The organism is Enterobacter sp. DN, assembly GCF_046054285.1.
GTDB lineage: Bacteria > Pseudomonadota > Gammaproteobacteria > Enterobacterales > Enterobacteriaceae > Enterobacter > Enterobacter hormaechei_C.
This window is the reverse complement of the sequence record NZ_JBJJTG010000012.1, coordinates 1-15,668: the sequence shown is the minus strand read 5'-3', so window position 1 is coordinate 15,668 and position 15,668 is coordinate 1. Positions and strand designations below refer to the sequence as shown.

At 53.1% G+C, this 15,668-nt stretch carries 14 protein-coding genes; 8 read left to right on the top strand and 6 right to left on the bottom strand.

The genetic code is table 11. From position 1 onward, the window contains the following. The first annotated feature begins 227 nt into the window (after positions 1–227). From glnA to ACJTMZ_RS20485, 4 genes are all read left to right on the top strand, one after another. Entirely contained in the window at positions 228–1,637 is a 1,410-nt protein-coding gene (gene glnA / locus ACJTMZ_RS20500; RefSeq protein WP_003861925.1) for a glutamate--ammonia ligase, read from the top strand. 167 nt (positions 1,638–1,804) lie between these two features. Beyond that, positions 1,805–2,854, top strand: coding sequence for a nitrogen regulation protein NR(II) (glnL, locus tag ACJTMZ_RS20495; protein WP_252011150.1), 1,050 nt, complete (start codon positions 1,805–1,807; stop codon positions 2,852–2,854). A gap of 11 nt (positions 2,855–2,865) precedes the next feature. Then, positions 2,866–4,278 carry a nitrogen regulation protein NR(I) gene (gene glnG / locus ACJTMZ_RS20490; protein ID WP_003861919.1) on the top strand — a complete coding sequence of 471 codons (1,413 nt, stop codon included), beginning with the start codon at positions 2,866–2,868 and terminating at the stop codon, positions 4,276–4,278. A gap of 110 nt (positions 4,279–4,388) precedes the next feature. After that, positions 4,389–4,499, top strand: a complete 111-nt coding sequence (locus tag ACJTMZ_RS20485) for a YshB family small membrane protein (protein ID WP_017382667.1) — start codon at positions 4,389–4,391, stop codon at positions 4,497–4,499. Positions 4,500–4,599: 100 nt separating this feature from the next. Here ACJTMZ_RS20485 and hemN read toward each other — a convergent pair whose 3' ends face one another. Both hemN and yihI read right to left on the bottom strand, forming a co-directional pair. Continuing rightward, entirely contained in the window at positions 4,600–5,973 is a 1,374-nt protein-coding gene (gene hemN, locus ACJTMZ_RS20480; RefSeq protein ID WP_015569899.1) for an oxygen-independent coproporphyrinogen III oxidase, read from the bottom strand. Positions 5,974–6,161: 188 nt separating this feature from the next. After that, positions 6,162–6,677, bottom strand: a complete 516-nt coding sequence (gene yihI, locus ACJTMZ_RS20475; protein ID WP_015569898.1) for a Der GTPase-activating protein YihI — start codon at positions 6,675–6,677, stop codon at positions 6,162–6,164. A gap of 579 nt (positions 6,678–7,256) precedes the next feature. Here yihI and yihA point away from each other — a divergent pair. Beyond that, positions 7,257–7,886 carry a ribosome biogenesis GTP-binding protein YihA/YsxC gene (gene yihA / locus ACJTMZ_RS20470; protein ID WP_003861913.1) on the top strand — a complete coding sequence of 210 codons (630 nt, stop codon included), beginning with the start codon at positions 7,257–7,259 and terminating at the stop codon, positions 7,884–7,886. A 312-nt stretch (positions 7,887–8,198) separates the two neighbouring features. Here the strand turns inward: yihA and polA are convergent, their stop codons facing one another. Then, on the bottom strand, positions 8,199–10,991 hold the full coding sequence (gene polA / locus ACJTMZ_RS20465; RefSeq protein WP_047364494.1) for a DNA polymerase I: 2,793 nt from the start codon (positions 10,989–10,991) through the stop codon (positions 8,199–8,201). 439 nt (positions 10,992–11,430) lie between these two features. Here polA and ACJTMZ_RS20460 point away from each other — a divergent pair, with 439 nt between their 5' ends. Then, positions 11,431–12,339 carry an acyltransferase gene (locus tag ACJTMZ_RS20460; protein ID WP_026094355.1) on the top strand — a complete coding sequence of 303 codons (909 nt, stop codon included), beginning with the start codon at positions 11,431–11,433 and terminating at the stop codon, positions 12,337–12,339. A gap of 22 nt (positions 12,340–12,361) precedes the next feature. Here ACJTMZ_RS20460 and dsbA read toward each other — a convergent pair whose 3' ends face one another. From dsbA to ACJTMZ_RS20445, 3 genes are all read right to left on the bottom strand, one after another. Then, a complete protein-coding gene (gene dsbA / locus ACJTMZ_RS20455; RefSeq protein WP_015569896.1) occupies positions 12,362–12,985 on the bottom strand; it encodes a thiol:disulfide interchange protein DsbA in 624 nt (207 codons plus the stop codon). A gap of 27 nt (positions 12,986–13,012) precedes the next feature. Next, on the bottom strand, positions 13,013–13,999 hold the full coding sequence (locus ACJTMZ_RS20450; protein WP_015569895.1) for a serine/threonine protein kinase: 987 nt from the start codon (positions 13,997–13,999) through the stop codon (positions 13,013–13,015). 75 nt (positions 14,000–14,074) lie between these two features. Then, positions 14,075–14,344 carry a YihD family protein gene (locus ACJTMZ_RS20445; protein WP_003861904.1) on the bottom strand — a complete coding sequence of 90 codons (270 nt, stop codon included), beginning with the start codon at positions 14,342–14,344 and terminating at the stop codon, positions 14,075–14,077. Between the two features lie 68 nt (positions 14,345–14,412). On the opposite strand from ACJTMZ_RS20445, the gene mobA reads away from it, so the two are divergent. Together mobA and mobB are read left to right on the top strand one after the other, a co-directional pair. Next, positions 14,413–14,997, top strand: coding sequence for a molybdenum cofactor guanylyltransferase MobA (mobA, locus tag ACJTMZ_RS20440; protein WP_047055788.1), 585 nt, complete (start codon positions 14,413–14,415; stop codon positions 14,995–14,997). Next, entirely contained in the window at positions 14,994–15,497 is a 504-nt protein-coding gene (gene mobB, locus ACJTMZ_RS20435) for a molybdopterin-guanine dinucleotide biosynthesis protein MobB (protein ID WP_017694039.1), read from the top strand. The genes mobA and mobB overlap by 4 nt, the downstream gene beginning before the upstream one ends. The last annotated feature ends 171 nt before the right edge of the window (positions 15,498–15,668 follow it).

Here is a 15,668-nt window from a genome sequence, read left to right as displayed (position 1 = left end):
ATTGCACCAATATGGTGCTCGATGTTCACACAGAAGCACTATAATGGTGCAACAAATCCAATGTGGTGCAGCCCTTCTGCACTATGGTGCGCATGATAACGCCTTTTTGGGGTGTTTTAAAAGTTGGCACAGATTTCGCTTTACAGAAATACAGTAAAAATATGGCAGCCCAGCCGATTTGAAGACCTCGTTACCACGACGACAATGACCAATCTGGAGAGTTAAGTATGTCCGCTGAACACGTTTTGACGATGCTGAACGAACATGAAGTGAAGTTTGTTGATCTGCGCTTCACCGATACCAAAGGTAAAGAACAGCACGTCACGATCCCTGCTCATCAGGTGAACGCCGAATTCTTTGAAGAAGGCAAAATGTTTGACGGCTCCTCCATTGGCGGCTGGAAAGGCATTAACGAATCCGACATGGTTCTGATGCCAGATGCAACCACTGCGCTCATTGACCCGTTCTACGAAGAACCTACGCTGATCATCCGCTGCGATATCCTGGAACCTGGCACGCTGCAAGGCTATGACCGTGACCCACGCTCCATCGCAAAACGCGCTGAAGAGTACCTGCGTTCTACCGGTATCGCAGACACCGTTCTGTTCGGGCCAGAGCCAGAGTTCTTCCTGTTCGATGACATCCGTTTTGGTGCTTCCATTTCTGGTTCCCACGTCGCTATCGATGACATCGAAGGCGCATGGAACTCTTCCACCAAATACGAAGGTGGTAACAAAGGTCACCGTCCGGGCGTGAAAGGCGGTTACTTCCCGGTTCCTCCGGTCGATTCTTCACAGGACATCCGTTCTACCATGTGTCTGATCATGGAAGAGATGGGCCTGGTTGTTGAAGCGCACCACCACGAAGTGGCAACGGCTGGCCAGAATGAAATCGCAACCCGCTTCAACACCATGACCAAAAAAGCGGATGAGATTCAGATCTACAAATACGTTGTGCACAACGTTGCGCACCGTTTCGGTAAAACCGCGACCTTCATGCCAAAACCCATGTTCGGCGACAACGGTTCCGGTATGCACTGCCACATGTCCCTGTCCAAGAACGGCACCAACCTGTTCTCTGGCGACAAATACGCGGGTCTGTCTGAGCAGGCGCTGCACTACATCGGCGGTGTTATCAAACACGCTAAAGCGATCAACGCCCTGGCGAACCCGACCACCAACTCCTACAAGCGTCTGGTCCCAGGCTACGAAGCACCGGTGATGCTGGCGTACTCTGCCCGTAACCGTTCTGCTTCTATCCGTATCCCGGTGGTGGCGTCTCCGAAAGCGCGTCGTATCGAAGTGCGCTTCCCGGACCCGGCGGCTAACCCATACCTGTGCTTCGCAGCACTGCTGATGGCCGGTCTGGACGGTATCAAGAACAAGATCCACCCGGGCGAAGCCATGGACAAAAACCTGTACGACCTGCCGCCAGAAGAAGCGAAAGAGATCCCACAGGTTGCCGGCTCGCTGGAAGAAGCCCTGCAAGCGCTGGACGCAGACCGTGAGTTCCTGACCGCTGGCGGCGTGTTCACCGATGAAGCAATCGACGCTTACATCGCGCTGCGTACCGAAGAAAACGACCGCGTTCGCATGACGCCGCACCCGGTTGAGTTCGAACTGTACTACAGCGTTTAATTGATTTGTTTTACCCGGCGCATACGCGTCGGGAGTAGTTGCCGTGGAAACTTTAGCCCATCTTCGGATGGGCTTTTTTCTCCACCAACAACCTGATCTCACGCGCTTTTTACCTCTAAAACGCTATACTGCACTAAAATAGTGCAACGACTCCAGGAGACTGCTGAATGGCAACTGGCACGCTGCCCGATGCTGGGCAGATCCTCAATTCTTTGATTAACAGTATTTTGCTGGTCGACGACGAGCTGGCGGTGCATTACGCCAACCCGGCGGCGCAGCAGCTGCTCGCTCAAAGCGCCCGTAAACTGTTTGGCACGCCGCTGCCGGAACTGCTGAGCTATTTCTCGCTGAATATTGGCCTGATGCAGGAGAGTTTGCAGGCGGGTCAGGGCTTCACCGATAACGAAGTGACGCTGGTGATTGACGGACGCTCGCATATTTTGTCCCTCACCGCACAGCGCCTGCCAGATGGCATGATTCTGCTGGAAATGGCGCCGATGGATAACCAGCGTCGTCTCAGCCAGGAGCAGCTACAGCATGCTCAGCAGATTGCGGCGCGCGACCTGGTACGCGGGCTGGCTCATGAAATTAAAAACCCGCTGGGCGGCTTACGCGGTGCGGCACAGCTTTTGACCAAAGCGCTGCCTGACCCTGCCCTGGCGGAGTATACCAACGTCATTATCGAGCAGGCGGACCGTCTGCGTAATCTGGTCGATCGCCTGCTCGGGCCGCAGCAGCCGGGGATGCATGTTTCAGAAAGCATTCACAAGGTCGCGGAGCGGGTGGTGAAACTCGTCTCTATGGAGCTGCCGGATAACGCCACGCTGGTGCGTGATTACGACCCAAGCCTGCCGGAGCTGGCGCACGATCCGGACCAGATTGAACAGGTGCTGTTGAACATTGTGCGTAACGCGTTGCAGGCGCTGGGCCCGGAGGGTGGCGAAATTATTCTGCGTACCCGCACCGCGTTCCAGCTGACGCTGCACGGCGTGCGTTATCGTCTGGCGGCACGTATTGATGTGGAAGATAACGGGCCGGGGATCCCGCCGCATCTCCAGGACACCCTGTTCTACCCGATGGTCAGCGGTCGCGAAGGCGGCACCGGGCTGGGGTTATCCATAGCCCGTAATTTGATTGACCAACACTCCGGCAAAATTGAATTTACCAGTTGGCCGGGACATACCGAGTTTTCGGTTTTCCTGCCGATTAAAAAATAAAGGTGACGTTTATGCAACGAGGGATAGTCTGGGTAGTCGATGACGATAGCTCCATCCGTTGGGTGCTTGAACGCGCGCTCACAGGAGCGGGATTAAGCTGCACGACGTTTGAGAGCGGCAGCGAAGTGCTCGACGCACTCACCACCAAAACGCCGGACGTTCTGCTCTCGGATATTCGCATGCCGGGCATGGACGGACTGGCGCTCTTAAAGCAGATCAAACAGCGCCACCCCATGCTTCCGGTCATCATAATGACCGCCCACTCCGACCTGGATGCCGCCGTTAGCGCCTACCAGCAGGGGGCGTTTGATTACCTGCCAAAACCGTTTGATATCGACGAAGCCGTTGCCCTGGTCGAACGCGCCATCAGCCACTATCAGGAGCAACAGCAGCCCCGTCACGCGCCGGATTTTGGGCCTACGACGGACATCATCGGTGAAGCGCCGGCCATGCAGGACGTGTTTCGCATCATCGGGCGTCTGTCGCGCTCGTCTATCAGCGTCTTGATTAACGGTGAATCAGGGACCGGTAAAGAGCTGGTTGCGCACGCCCTGCATCGCCACAGCCCGCGGGCGAAAGCCCCCTTTATCGCCCTGAACATGGCGGCGATCCCCAAGGATTTGATTGAATCTGAGCTGTTCGGCCACGAAAAAGGGGCGTTTACCGGGGCAAATACCATTCGTCAGGGACGCTTTGAACAGGCTGACGGCGGAACGCTATTCCTGGATGAAATCGGCGATATGCCGCTGGATGTGCAGACCCGACTGCTGCGCGTGCTGGCAGATGGTCAGTTTTACCGCGTGGGCGGGTATGCGCCGGTGAAGGTGGACGTGCGTATTATTGCCGCGACGCACCAGAACCTGGAGCTGCGCGTGCAGGAGGGGAAATTCCGTGAAGATTTATTCCATCGTCTGAACGTGATCCGCGTCCACCTCCCGCCGCTGCGCGAGCGTCGGGAAGATATCCCGCGTCTGGCGCGCCATTTCCTGCAAGTGGCGGCCCGCGAGCTGGGCGTGGAAGCCAAGCAGCTTCATCCGGAAACGGATGCCGCCCTCACCCGTCTGGCGTGGCCGGGCAACGTGCGTCAGCTGGAAAACACCTGTCGCTGGCTGACCGTGATGGCCGCCGGACAGGAAGTGTTGATTCAGGATCTCCCCGCCGAGCTGTTTGAAGCCACCGTGCCCGAAAGCACCGCCGGACATGCGCTGCCGGACAGCTGGGCGACGCTGCTGGCGCAGTGGGCAGATCGCGCGCTGCGTTCCGGTCATCAAAATCTGCTCTCCGAAGCGCAGCCTGAGATGGAGCGCACGCTGTTGACTACCGCGCTTCGTCATACCCAGGGCCACAAACAGGAAGCGGCTCGCCTGTTGGGATGGGGTCGAAACACCCTGACGCGCAAGCTGAAAGAGCTGGGAATGGAGTGATCTTACCCCGCTGTGTAAAGGTTACTAATTGAGCGCAAAGTGCCGTTATTTTGCGCTTTACTGTTCCGATGAGTTTTGTATGATCGTGCCCGGAAACAGGGGGGAGCATCATGCTGGAATCATTAGTGACTTTGCTTTCGAGCGGAGCAGCAGAAAGCCACACGCCACAAACTGCCGTTGCGGCGGTATTGTGTGCGGCACTGGTTGGGCTGTTTAGCTAACGAGCTGTCGATGAAAAGCCGGGTGGCGCTTCGCTTACCCGGCCTACATCTCGCACTTAAGTAGGCCGGGTAAGGCAAAGCCGCCACCCGGCATTACAGCTCAAATCACCCGCGAGAACTGCTGTAAACGCGCCTTCTGACGCAGATAGGCATCGAAGCACATGCAGATATTACGAATCAACAGACGTCCTTTCGGCGTGACGACAACCGCACTCTCCGACACATCCACCAGCCCGTCTTTCGCCAGCGGCGCCAGAAGCTTCAGGTCTTCGGCAAAGTAATCGCTGAATTGCAGATCCCATTGCGACTCCACCTCGCGAAATTCGAGACGGAAGTTGCAGATAAGCGCCTTAATCACATCACGACGGATGCAGTCGTCGCGGGTTAGCGCGATGCCGCGCCACAGCGCGTTGCCGGTTTCGTCTATCTGCTGATAGTACAGCTTCAGCTCTTTCTGGTTCTGGGCGTAGCAGTCGCCAATCATGCTGATGGCGGAGACGCCCATTCCGAGCAGATCGGTATCGCCCTGGGTGGTGTAGCCCTGGAAGTTACGGTGGAGAACACCTTCGCGCTGGGCAATCGCCAGTTCATCGTCAGGGCGGGCAAAGTGATCCATTCCGATAAACTGATAGCCGGTTTCGGTCAGCGAGGCGATGGTCTCCTGCAAAATGTCCAGCTTCTGCTGGGCGGAAGGCAGATCCGCATCTTTGATTTTGCGCTGAGCGGCGAACAGCGTCGGCAGGTGCGCATAGTTAAAGACGCTCAGACGGTCCGGGTTAAGCTCAGCCACGCGTTTAAGCGTGTAGGCGAAGCTCTCCGGCGTCTGCTTCGGCAGGCCGTAAATCAGGTCTATATTCGTTGAGGTAAAGCCGATTTCACGCGCATGGTTGAGTAAGGCAAAGATAAACGCTTCGTCCTGCTCGCGGTTTACCAGGCGCTGTACTTCTTTGTTGAAGTCCTGTACGCCCATACTCAGGCGGTTGAAACCTTCGGCGCGTAAATGATCCAGCACATCCAGCTCGATTTCACGCGGATCGACCTCGATCGAAATTTCGGCGTCGTCGTTAAAACTAAAATTGCCGCGCAGCAGCGCCATCAGGCGGCTGATCTGCGCTTTATTCAGATAAGTTGGCGTACCACCGCCCCAGTGAAGCTGGCTGACGTGACGCCCTTTAAACAGCGGTGCGCGGTGCAGAATTTCCTGTTCGAGCGCATCGAGGTATTGATCGGCTTTGTGCTGCTGGCGGGTAACGATTTTATTGCAGCCGCAGAAGTAGCAGAGCTTATGGCAGAACGGAATATGGACGTAGAGCGACAGCGGGCGCTCGGGATAGCGCGCCACAGCTTGCTGAAAATCCGCCTCGCCGAAAGCGTCAGAAAACTCCAGCGCGGTGGGGTATGAGGTATAACGCGGCCCGGAATAGTTATATTTCTGGATCAGGGCCAAATCCCAGTCGATAGATGGTACAGACATGCTCACTCCTTCCGTTGGTGTCGCGTTCGTATACGGCGGCCCGTTCTGGTCCCGTTGCGGGACATCATTCGGGTGCGCAGCCACTTCTGTCGCCGCGACAACCGCCGTAGTTTAACGAATAACCACACCAGATAACATATAACCGGAAGGGTTATAAGCAGGACGAGTGTACCTGCCGGGTGCAAATGTTAGTTTCCACCTTTCAGCAGACGCATCATATCTTCCTGCTTTTCGTCTTCCTCTTCGTCTTCTTCATCATCGTAGGACAGACCCAGCTTCTGCATCAGTTCATCAATGCGGTCCAGTTTGGCGTCCACCCAGGACTGCTCTTCAGCGGTCAGGGTTTCACCCTCTTCAAGACGTTCCAGCAGCGCATCCAGGCGCTCATCGTTCTCCAGCATATCCAGCTCAGCCTGCGGTGAAAGCATAGGTTTCTCGCTCTTTGGTTTGTGCTGCTTAGTGACCGGCGTGTCTGTCACGCCCAGTGGAATGGGAGTTTTACTGCCGATACGAGGATCTTTCTGCTGTTTGCCTTTTGCAGAAGCGCCTGCGGCACCGCCACCGTTAGCACGGCTACCCGCAGCATGGCCACGATGTTTTTTATCGCGTTTGCGATCGCGCGCTTCCTGATTCAGTTCTTCGCGCGTTTTGCGGCGTGCTTTTGCAGGGCGTTTCACGCCCGCAGCGGAGGTCGGTTTTTTCATGATGTTTTATCTTTAAGTCGTTTTCTTCAGTATAGAATTGCGGCGAAATCTAGCAGAAAGCAAGCAAAGAAAAAAGGCGACAGAGCAATCTGTCGCCTTTTTTCCTGACTCACAACCCTTAACGGGTCAGACATTCCCTGTTTGCCTGCAACAAACCCTGTTTATCCCTTGGCTACTACCGTCCGTGATACGGTTCCGTTTCCTGTTAAAAACGCCTCCAGGCGCCGGTCATCCTGACAATCCTGAGTCTTCGCCTCCTGGCGCTCCTGACCCTTATCCTTAAGTCGTTATCCTGTTGGCATCCTCGCCCTGGCACACACTTTACCTTGTTCCCTTAAACTAACAAGCTATGAAAAGGTACAAAACCGGATTTTCAGATAATTACTCATTAATAACTCTTTGAATTTTAATATTTTGAGTTTTTTAGCGCCTGCGATTTCTCTTAAATTTCTCATACGCTTAAGGGCAGATCTCTTACATTCCGTAGGGCTTTCACTTACATGTCAATGACGAAGGGAAAAGCCTTTTGCCCGCATTCAGGTATAATCCCCGCAGATTACGATTTTTGGAGACGACCACGTGACTACCTGGAACTACCAACAGACGCATTTTGTCACCAGTGCGCCCGATATTCGCCACCTGCCCTCAGACACAGGGATTGAAGTGGCATTTGCTGGCCGCTCCAATGCGGGAAAATCCAGTGCCCTGAATACGCTCACCAATCAGAAAAACCTGGCGCGTACCTCAAAAACACCTGGCCGTACTCAGCTGATTAACCTGTTTGAAGTGGCTGAAGGCAAACGCCTGGTCGATTTACCGGGCTACGGTTACGCGCAGGTACCGGAAGAGATGAAGATCAAATGGCAGCGTGCGCTGGGTGAATACCTGGAAAAACGCATGTGTCTGAAAGGTCTGGTGGTGCTGATGGATATTCGTCATCCGCTAAAAGATCTCGACCAGCAGATGATTGACTGGGCGGTGGCAAGCGATATTGCGGTGCTGGTGCTGCTGACAAAAGCAGATAAGCTGGCGAGCGGCGCGCGCAAGGCGCAGGTGAACAAGGTTCGTGAAGCGGTGCTGGCATTCAACGGCGATGTACAGGTTGAACCGTTCTCCTCGCTGAAAAAGCAGGGCGTGGATAAACTGCGACAGAAGCTCGACAGCTGGTTTAACGATCTGGAACCGGCGACTGAAGCGGAAGCAGAGTAACAACAGGCGCGGCGATGACCGCGCTTTTTTTCGCCTGAAACTTTCTTTGCCGCAATAAAAAACGCCCCAGTCATTACTGACTGGGGCGGCTAAAATATTCAGCCAAATCCGATTACGTGAAGTAAAAGGTCTGAAAGATAGAACATCTTACCTCTGTACCCTACGTCGTTAACTCTACTCTTTTTTTATCGCTGGACAAAGCACTTTTTGTAGTTTTTTTTCATTCTTTACATAGGGAATTCTAATGATCGTCACAAAACGCGCGTACTTATGTTGCTTACTTACATAAAACGCGCGTTATTCCGATAACCCTTAGTGAGCCTGATCCCAGTTTTCGCCGCTACCCACTTCCACCAGCAACGGAACGTCCAGCTTCATGCTGTTTTCCATCAGTTCATGGATCTTCTGAGAGACCGTCTCCAGATCGTCTTTATGAACTTCAAAGACCAGTTCATCGTGTACCTGCATGATCATTTTCACGCGCGGTTTCTCTTTTTCGAGCCAGGCATCGACGGCAATCATTGCGCGTTTAATGATGTCCGCCGCAGTGCCCTGCATAGGGGCGTTGATCGCAGCACGTTCAGCACCAGCCCGGCGCGCGGCGTTGCTGGATTTGATGTCCGGAAGGTAGAGACGACGGCCATCCAGCGTTTCAACGTAGCCTTTCTCTTTCGCCTGTGCGCGGGTACGTTCCATATATTCCAGCACGCCCGGATACCGCTCGAAGTAGAGATCCATATACTTCTGCGACTCTTTACGCGGGATATTGAGCTGGCGTGAAAGACCAAAGGCACTCATGCCGTAAATCAGACCGAAGTTGATCGCTTTTGCACTACGACGCTGCTCGTTTGTCACGCTCTCCAGCGGCAGCCCAAACACTTCGGCAGCGGTTGCCCGGTGGATGTCCTTCCCTTCGGCAAAGGCCGTCAGCAGGCCTTTGTCGCGTGACAGGTGCGCCATAATACGCAGTTCGATTTGCGAGTAGTCCGCGGAGACAATCAGATAATCCTCTGGCGCAATGAAAGCCTGGCGAATACGGCGGCCCTCTTCATTACGCACCGGAATGTTCTGAAGGTTAGGATCGGTTGACGAAAGTCGCCCGGTCGCCGCCACAGCCTGGTGATAGGAGGTGTGCACGCGGCCCGTTTTCGGGTTGATCATCAACGGCAGTTTGTCGGTATAGGTCGATTTCAGCTTAGCCAGACCACGGTATTGCAGAATAACTTTTGGCAGCGGATAGTCCAGCGCCAGCTCTTCCAGCACCTCTTCAGAGGTTGAAGGGGCGCCGCCCGGGGTTTTCTTTAGCGGCTTGATACCCTGTTTTTCAAACAGGATGGTTTGCAGCTGTTTCGGTGACGACAGGTTAAATGCCTCGCCAGCAAGCTCATGCGCCTTCTGTTCAAGCTCGGTCAGGCGCTGCGCCAGCTCTCCAGAGTGGTTATGCAGCACCGTTGGGTCGATTTTAACGCCATTGCGCTCAATGCGGGACAGCACAGGCACCAGCGGCATCTCAATGTTCTGGAACACATTCAGCGGCCCTTCGTGCTTCTGCAATTTCGGCCACATTTTGAGATGCAGCTGTAGCGTGACGTCAGCGTCTTCCGCGGCGTAGCGGCCTGCTTCTTCCAGCGCGATCTGGTTAAAGGTCAGCTGATTTTTGCCCTTACCGGCAATTTCTTCAAAGGTGATGGTTTTGTGTTTCAGCCAACGATCGGATAAGGAATCCATATCATGGCGGCCCGCCACGCTGTCCAGAATGTAAGATTCCAGCATGGTGTCAAAAGCGATACCACGCAGCTCAATGCCGTAGTTTTGCAGAATACCGCGGTCGTACTTCAGGTTTTGCCCGACCTTCAGCGCTTTCTCGTCTTCCAGAATCGGCTTCAGCAGTTCTAAGGCGCGCTCGCGGGAGATTTGCTCCGGCGCATCCAGATAGTCGTGAGCCACCGGAACATAGGCTGCAATACCCGGCTCCGTTGCGAATGACAGCCCCACCATATTGGCCGTAATGTTATCGAGGCTGTCCGTTTCGGTATCGAAAGCAAATACTGGCGCTTTTTTCAGCTTTTCAATCCAGGCGATGAGCCGTGACTCTTCAAGGATGGTTTCATAGTTGTCGAAGGAGAGCGCTACCGCCTCTTCTTCTGCCTGCTCTTCGGCATTGACAACGATGGTCTCTTTCGGCTTCGCCGCAGGTTTAGCCCCTTTCGCCTGAAGCCATTTCCCGGCTTCAACATCCGCGGTCCAGCGTTTAAATTCGTATTTTCTGAACAGGCCAAGCAGTTCGTCGGCGGCGGGTTCCTGCACTTCCAGCTGCTCGCAGGTAAGCTCCAGCTCTACGTCAGTTTTGATGGTGGCCAACTGATAGGAGAGATAAGCCACCTCTTTGTTATCGGCGAGCTTTCCGGCCATGGTTTTTGCGCCACGGAAGGTAAGACCGGCAATTTTGTCGGGTTCTGCATACAGCGTATCCAGCCCGCCCAGCCCTTGCAGCAGCGCCTGAGCTGTTTTTTCGCCTACGCCCGGTACGCCAGGAATGTTATCCGAGGAATCGCCCATCAGGGCGAGGAAATCAATAATGAGCTCTGGCGGCACGCCATATTTGGCGACCACTTCTTCCGGGCCAAGAATGGTGTTTGTCATGGTGTTGATCAGCGTGATCCCGGGCGTTACCAGCTGCGCCATGTCTTTATCACCGGTACTGATCAGAACCGGGCGGCCTGCTTTTTCCGCTTCGCGCGCCAGGGTACCAATTACGTCATCAGCTTCAACGCCTGACACCGCCAGCAGTGGCAGCCCCATCGCTTTCACCATAGCGTGCAACGGTTCAATTTGCGCACGCAGATCGTCAGGCATAGGGGGACGGTGAGATTTGTAATGCTCAAATAATTCATCGCGGAAGGTTTTACCCTTCGCATCAAACACCACGGCCGCATGGGTTGGGTGGTATTGCAGAATCAGGCTGCGAAGCATATTCAGCACGCCGTACATTGCGCCGGTAGGTTCCCCTGCGCTGTTGGTCAGAGGAGGAAACGCATGATACGCCCGATACAGGTAAGAAGAGCCATCGACGAGTATAAGTGGGTTTTCTGGGATCTGAACCATAATGTCCGTGCCTTTTATGAATTTATGGGTAAAGGATGCCACAGAAGGATGAAAACATCAGGTTTTAGCGCTTTATACAGAAAAAGATTTTGCGATCGGGAAGATCGCTCGCAAAACAAAACTGTGGATAAGTTTGTGCATATTTTTAATACAGGTGAATAACAGCTTTATAAAAGTGATACTGAAAACTTATTTATATAATAAAATCAAAGCATTGCTATAAGATCACTTAAGATCGCGCTTCACTGATGTTTATTTAGTCTATGTGGATATAAGACTTAAGCACTCTGTCTATATGCAAAAATTCGCTGCCTGGCAGGAAAAGCCGCAGCCTCCTGGTGTGAAACCGCCCTGGTCTGAGCGAATTTCTGATAAGATCGGCGCCCAGCACCGGATAGCCGGCTGCTCAATTACAGCTAACTATCTGAATAAATTCATTATGTCGAGAATACTCGCAGCGATAACATTATGGTTAAGCGTCATTTTAACTATTCTGGTTACCATCGCCTGTTCTGTGCCAATCATCGTTGCCGGAATAATTAAGCTCCTGCTGCCTGTCCCTCCGGTATGGCGCGCGGTGTCTGCTTTTTGTAATTTTATGATGTACTGCTGGTGTGAAGGGCTGGCGATCCTGCTGCATCTGAACCCCTGGCTGAAGTGGGATGTTCAGGGGCTGGAGAAGCTGAACAAAAAGAACTGGTATCTGCTGATCTGCAATCACCACAGCTGGGCCGACATCGTTGTATTGTGCGTACTGTTTCGCAAACACATTCCGATGAACAAATACTTTCTGAAACAGCAGTTGGCCTGGGTGCCTTTCATTGGTCTGGCCTGCTGGGCGCTGGATATGCCGTTTATGAAACGCTATTCACGCAGCTATTTGATTCGTCATCCGGAACGCCGCGGTAAGGACGTGGAAACCACGCGCCGTTCTTGCGAGAAGTTTCGCGCGCATCCCACCACCATTGTTAACTTCGTCGAAGGATCACGCTTTACCGAAGAGAAGCGCCAGCAGACTCGCTCTCCTTATCAAAACCTGTTGCCGCCAAAGGCTGCGGGCATCGCAATGGCGCTCAACGTGCTGGGTGAGCAGTTCGATAAATTGTTGAACGTAACGCTCTGCTATCCGGAAAATGACAGGACACCGTTCTACGATATGCTCAGCGGCAGGCTGACGCGTATCGTTGTCCGCGTTGATCTGATGCCCGTCAGCACTGAACTGCACGGGGATTATGTCAACGATAAAAACTTCAAACGTCGTTTCCAGCTTTGGCTTAATACACTCTGGAAAGAGAAAGACGAGCAGATAGCTAAGATTAAATCTTCATACAAAAACGCCGGCCAGTGACCGGCGTTTTTCTTTATGTTTGTTATTTTTTCTCAACCAGGTATTTCACGGTATCAGCGTACTGTTGTACGAAGATATCCATGCTGGTCGTGTCCATACCACGCATATTCACCTGGTATTTGCCGTTAACATACATCGCCGGCACGCCCTGCAACTGGAAGTCAGCGGCAGCTTTTTCCTGCTGTGCCACGAGAGATTTCACCACGAAACTGTTCCAGGCAGCGTCGTAGTCTTCACCTTTAACACCGGCATCCACGAACACTTTACGGATATCTGCCGTAGTTTGTACTGTCTGGGTTTTCTGTACGGCTTCAAACAGAGGCGCGGTGATCTTATCTTCCACACCCAGCGCAATCGCGACCGCCCATGCCTGAGTCAGATCTTTACCCAGTGGGCCAAGGAACTCAACGTGGTATTTCGTCATTTTGGTGCCTTCCGGCAGCTTTTTCTTCACGTTGTCAGAAACATGAAGTACCTGCTCAAACTCGTAGCAGTGCGGGCAGTAGAAGGAGAAGAACTCCAACACCTGAGGCTCGCCAGCAACAGGCTTGTCCAGCGTAATGTACTGCTTGCCGTCGGTAAACTGCGCAGCAGTTGCGCTAAATGCCAGAATCATACCAGCCAGCGCCAGCCAAATTTTTTTCATGATCAACTCTCTCCTGGGTGTGTCCAATTAATACATCGGCGTTAATTGCAAAGGGGGTTCCTGTAGAACCTTAACCTGCGCGGTAAATGTGGATATCTGGTTGCGCCAGTAATCCTCCCCGGTAAGCCAGGGGAAATTTCGGGGAAAAGCCGGGTCTTCCCAACGCCTGATTAACCACGCGAGATAATAAACAAATCGCATCGCACGTAAAGGTTCTATCAAGGCAATTTCGTCTGAATTAAAGGGGCTAAATTCTTCATAAGCTTCAATTATGGTCTCAAGCTGCATGCGCTGCTCGGCTTTATCACCGTTGAGCAGCATCCACAGATCCTGCACCGCGGGTCCCATACGTGCGTCATCAAGATCGACAAATAGTGGGCCATCGCGCCAGAGAATATTCCCGGCGTGGCAGTCACCGTGCAGGCGCAGAGTAGTAATATCATCCCGCCAGCAGGCTTTTACAGCATCAATAAGCTTATCGGTCGCCGTGAGGAAATTATCCTTTAGCGCATTCGGGATCAGCGCCGATGTTTCGAATACCTGTCGCGGCTCAATAAGATATTCCTGAACACCAATCGTCGGACGGGCAACAAACGGTTTTTTACGTCCCGTCTGATGAATGCGCCCCAGATAGCGGGCAACCCATTCCATCTGATCAATATTATCCGCCTCAAACTGTCTTCCGCCCAGGCTCGGAAATATCGCGTAGTAAAAGCCCTGATGGGTCAGCAGCGTTTGGTTATTGAATTTAATGGGTGCCGCAACGGGAACATCGTCATCCAGCAGATCGTGGGCAAACTGATGCTCTTCCTGAATTTGTTCTGCGGACCAGCGCTGTGGACGGTAAAACTTTACGACAAAGCGCTGGCGCTCTTCGTCCTGAAATTGGTAGACACGGTTTTCGTAGCTGTTTAAAGGGGTTAACCCGGAATCCACCCGAATACCCTGTTCGAACAGCGCATCCATAATGGTATCCGGGTGTAGTGTCTGGAAAGTAAAAGCCTGGTCGTTCATCCGATCATCCGGAAATTATACGAATGATTCAGGATATCATCTTGTGGCGATTTCGGTGGCTCCGCTTACAAGCTTTTACTCTTTAATTACGCCTCGGGCACGCAGTAATGCGGTTTTAAAATCCTCTTCATAATCTTTCTGAATGCCAGGAATAACAGCATCTTTAGCCGAGTCACGCATTTTCAGGTGGTAGATCAGGATGTCGTCAGAAAGGTCTGCCAGTTCACCATCAAAACCTGACTCTTTCGCCAGTTTCTGTAAAAATTGCATCAGATTCAGCTCTGGCTCTTTTTGCCAGGCCGGCTGGAGAAGCTCAATGACTTCATTAAGACGTTTACATTTCATGGTAGTGCTCCTTTCATTTAGAAAGACACGTTAGCAGGGTCAATCCCACAATAAAAGAGGCGATATTCGTGAATCAATGCCAGGAAATCATCGGGGTTGTTCTGGCCGGGGGCAGAGCAACGCGAATGGGCGGAAAGGATAAGGGGCTTCAGCTCCTGAACAACGCACCATTATGGCAGCATGTTGCTGATACGCTTGCAGATCAGGTGTCGTCGATAGCGATCAGCGCTAACCGACATGTTGATATTTATCAGCGCAGCGGGTATCCGGTTTATCAGGATAACCTGGTGGACTACCCCGGTCCGCTGGCGGGAATGCTTTCCGTTATGCAGCAGTCGCATGGAGAGTGGTTTCTCTTTTGTTCATGTGATACGCCCTTCATCCCGTCCTGCCTGGTTGAACGTCTGGTGCAGCGGCGCGGTGGTGCTCCCGTCGTCTGGGTACACGACGGTGAACGCGACCATCCAACGATCGCATTGATTAATCGCTCGTTAATATCCGCGCTGGAAGATTACCTGGCCGCAGGAGAGCGACGCGTTATGGTATTTATGCGTCAGTCCGGAGGGCATTCCGTTGATTTCAGCGACATGAAATCGGCGTTTGTGAATGTAAACACGACGGAAGATTTGCAGATAATGCAGGAGAAGAAATGATACCCGTATTAGCGATCTCTGCCTGGAGTGGCACCGGGAAGACTACGCTGCTAAAAAAACTAATACCTGCACTTTGCGCCAAAGGCATTCGTCCCGGATTGATTAAGCATACGCACCATAACATGGATGTCGATAAGCCGGGGAAAGATAGCTACGAGCTGCGTAAGGCTGGCGCTGCACAAACGATGGTGGCGAGTAACCAGCGCTGGGCGTTAATGACAGAAACACCGGATGAAGCACCGCTGGATCTCGCTTATCTTGTCAGCCGGATGGATCACTCCACGCTGGATCTGGTGCTGGTTGAGGGATTTAAGCATGAGGCCGTGCCTAAGATCTTGCTGTTCAGAAACGGCGCCGGGCATGATGTTAGCGAACTAATGCTGGATGAGCATGTGATTGCCGTGGCCAGTGACGTTGCATTGTCGCTGGAAGTACCGGTTCTGGATTTGAATAATGTGGAGGGGATTGCAGCGTTTATTTTGGCGTGGTGTGCAGTCTGAGATCTGCCGGGTGGCGGCTTCGCCTTGCCCGGCCTGCCGTTTTTCGACGTACAAACGCAAAAAGGCCATCCTTCCGGATGGCCTCTTCACTTGTTTGATGCCTGGCAGTTCCCTACTCTCACATGGGGAGACCCCACACTACCATCGGCGCTACGGCGTTTCACTTCTGAG

Coding starts and splice junctions, on each gene's coding strand:
- glnA (WP_003861925.1), top strand. CDS start 228: ATGTCCGCTGAACACGTTTTGACGATGCTGAACGAACATGAAGTGAAG.
- glnL (WP_252011150.1), top strand. CDS start 1,805: ATGGCAACTGGCACGCTGCCCGATGCTGGGCAGATCCTCAATTCTTTG.
- glnG (WP_003861919.1), top strand. CDS start 2,866: ATGCAACGAGGGATAGTCTGGGTAGTCGATGACGATAGCTCCATCCGT.
- ACJTMZ_RS20485 (WP_017382667.1), top strand. CDS start 4,389: ATGCTGGAATCATTAGTGACTTTGCTTTCGAGCGGAGCAGCAGAAAGC.
- hemN (WP_015569899.1), bottom strand. CDS start 5,973: ATGTCTGTACCATCTATCGACTGGGATTTGGCCCTGATCCAGAAATAT.
- yihI (WP_015569898.1), bottom strand. CDS start 6,677: ATGAAAAAACCGACCTCCGCTGCGGGCGTGAAACGCCCTGCAAAAGCA.
- polA (WP_047364494.1), bottom strand. CDS start 10,991: ATGGTTCAGATCCCAGAAAACCCACTTATACTCGTCGATGGCTCTTCT.
- ACJTMZ_RS20460 (WP_026094355.1), top strand. CDS start 11,431: ATGTCGAGAATACTCGCAGCGATAACATTATGGTTAAGCGTCATTTTA.
- dsbA (WP_015569896.1), bottom strand. CDS start 12,985: ATGAAAAAAATTTGGCTGGCGCTGGCTGGTATGATTCTGGCATTTAGC.
- ACJTMZ_RS20450 (WP_015569895.1), bottom strand. CDS start 13,999: ATGAACGACCAGGCTTTTACTTTCCAGACACTACACCCGGATACCATT.
- ACJTMZ_RS20445 (WP_003861904.1), bottom strand. CDS start 14,344: ATGAAATGTAAACGTCTTAATGAAGTCATTGAGCTTCTCCAGCCGGCC.
- mobB (WP_017694039.1), top strand. CDS start 14,994: ATGATACCCGTATTAGCGATCTCTGCCTGGAGTGGCACCGGGAAGACT.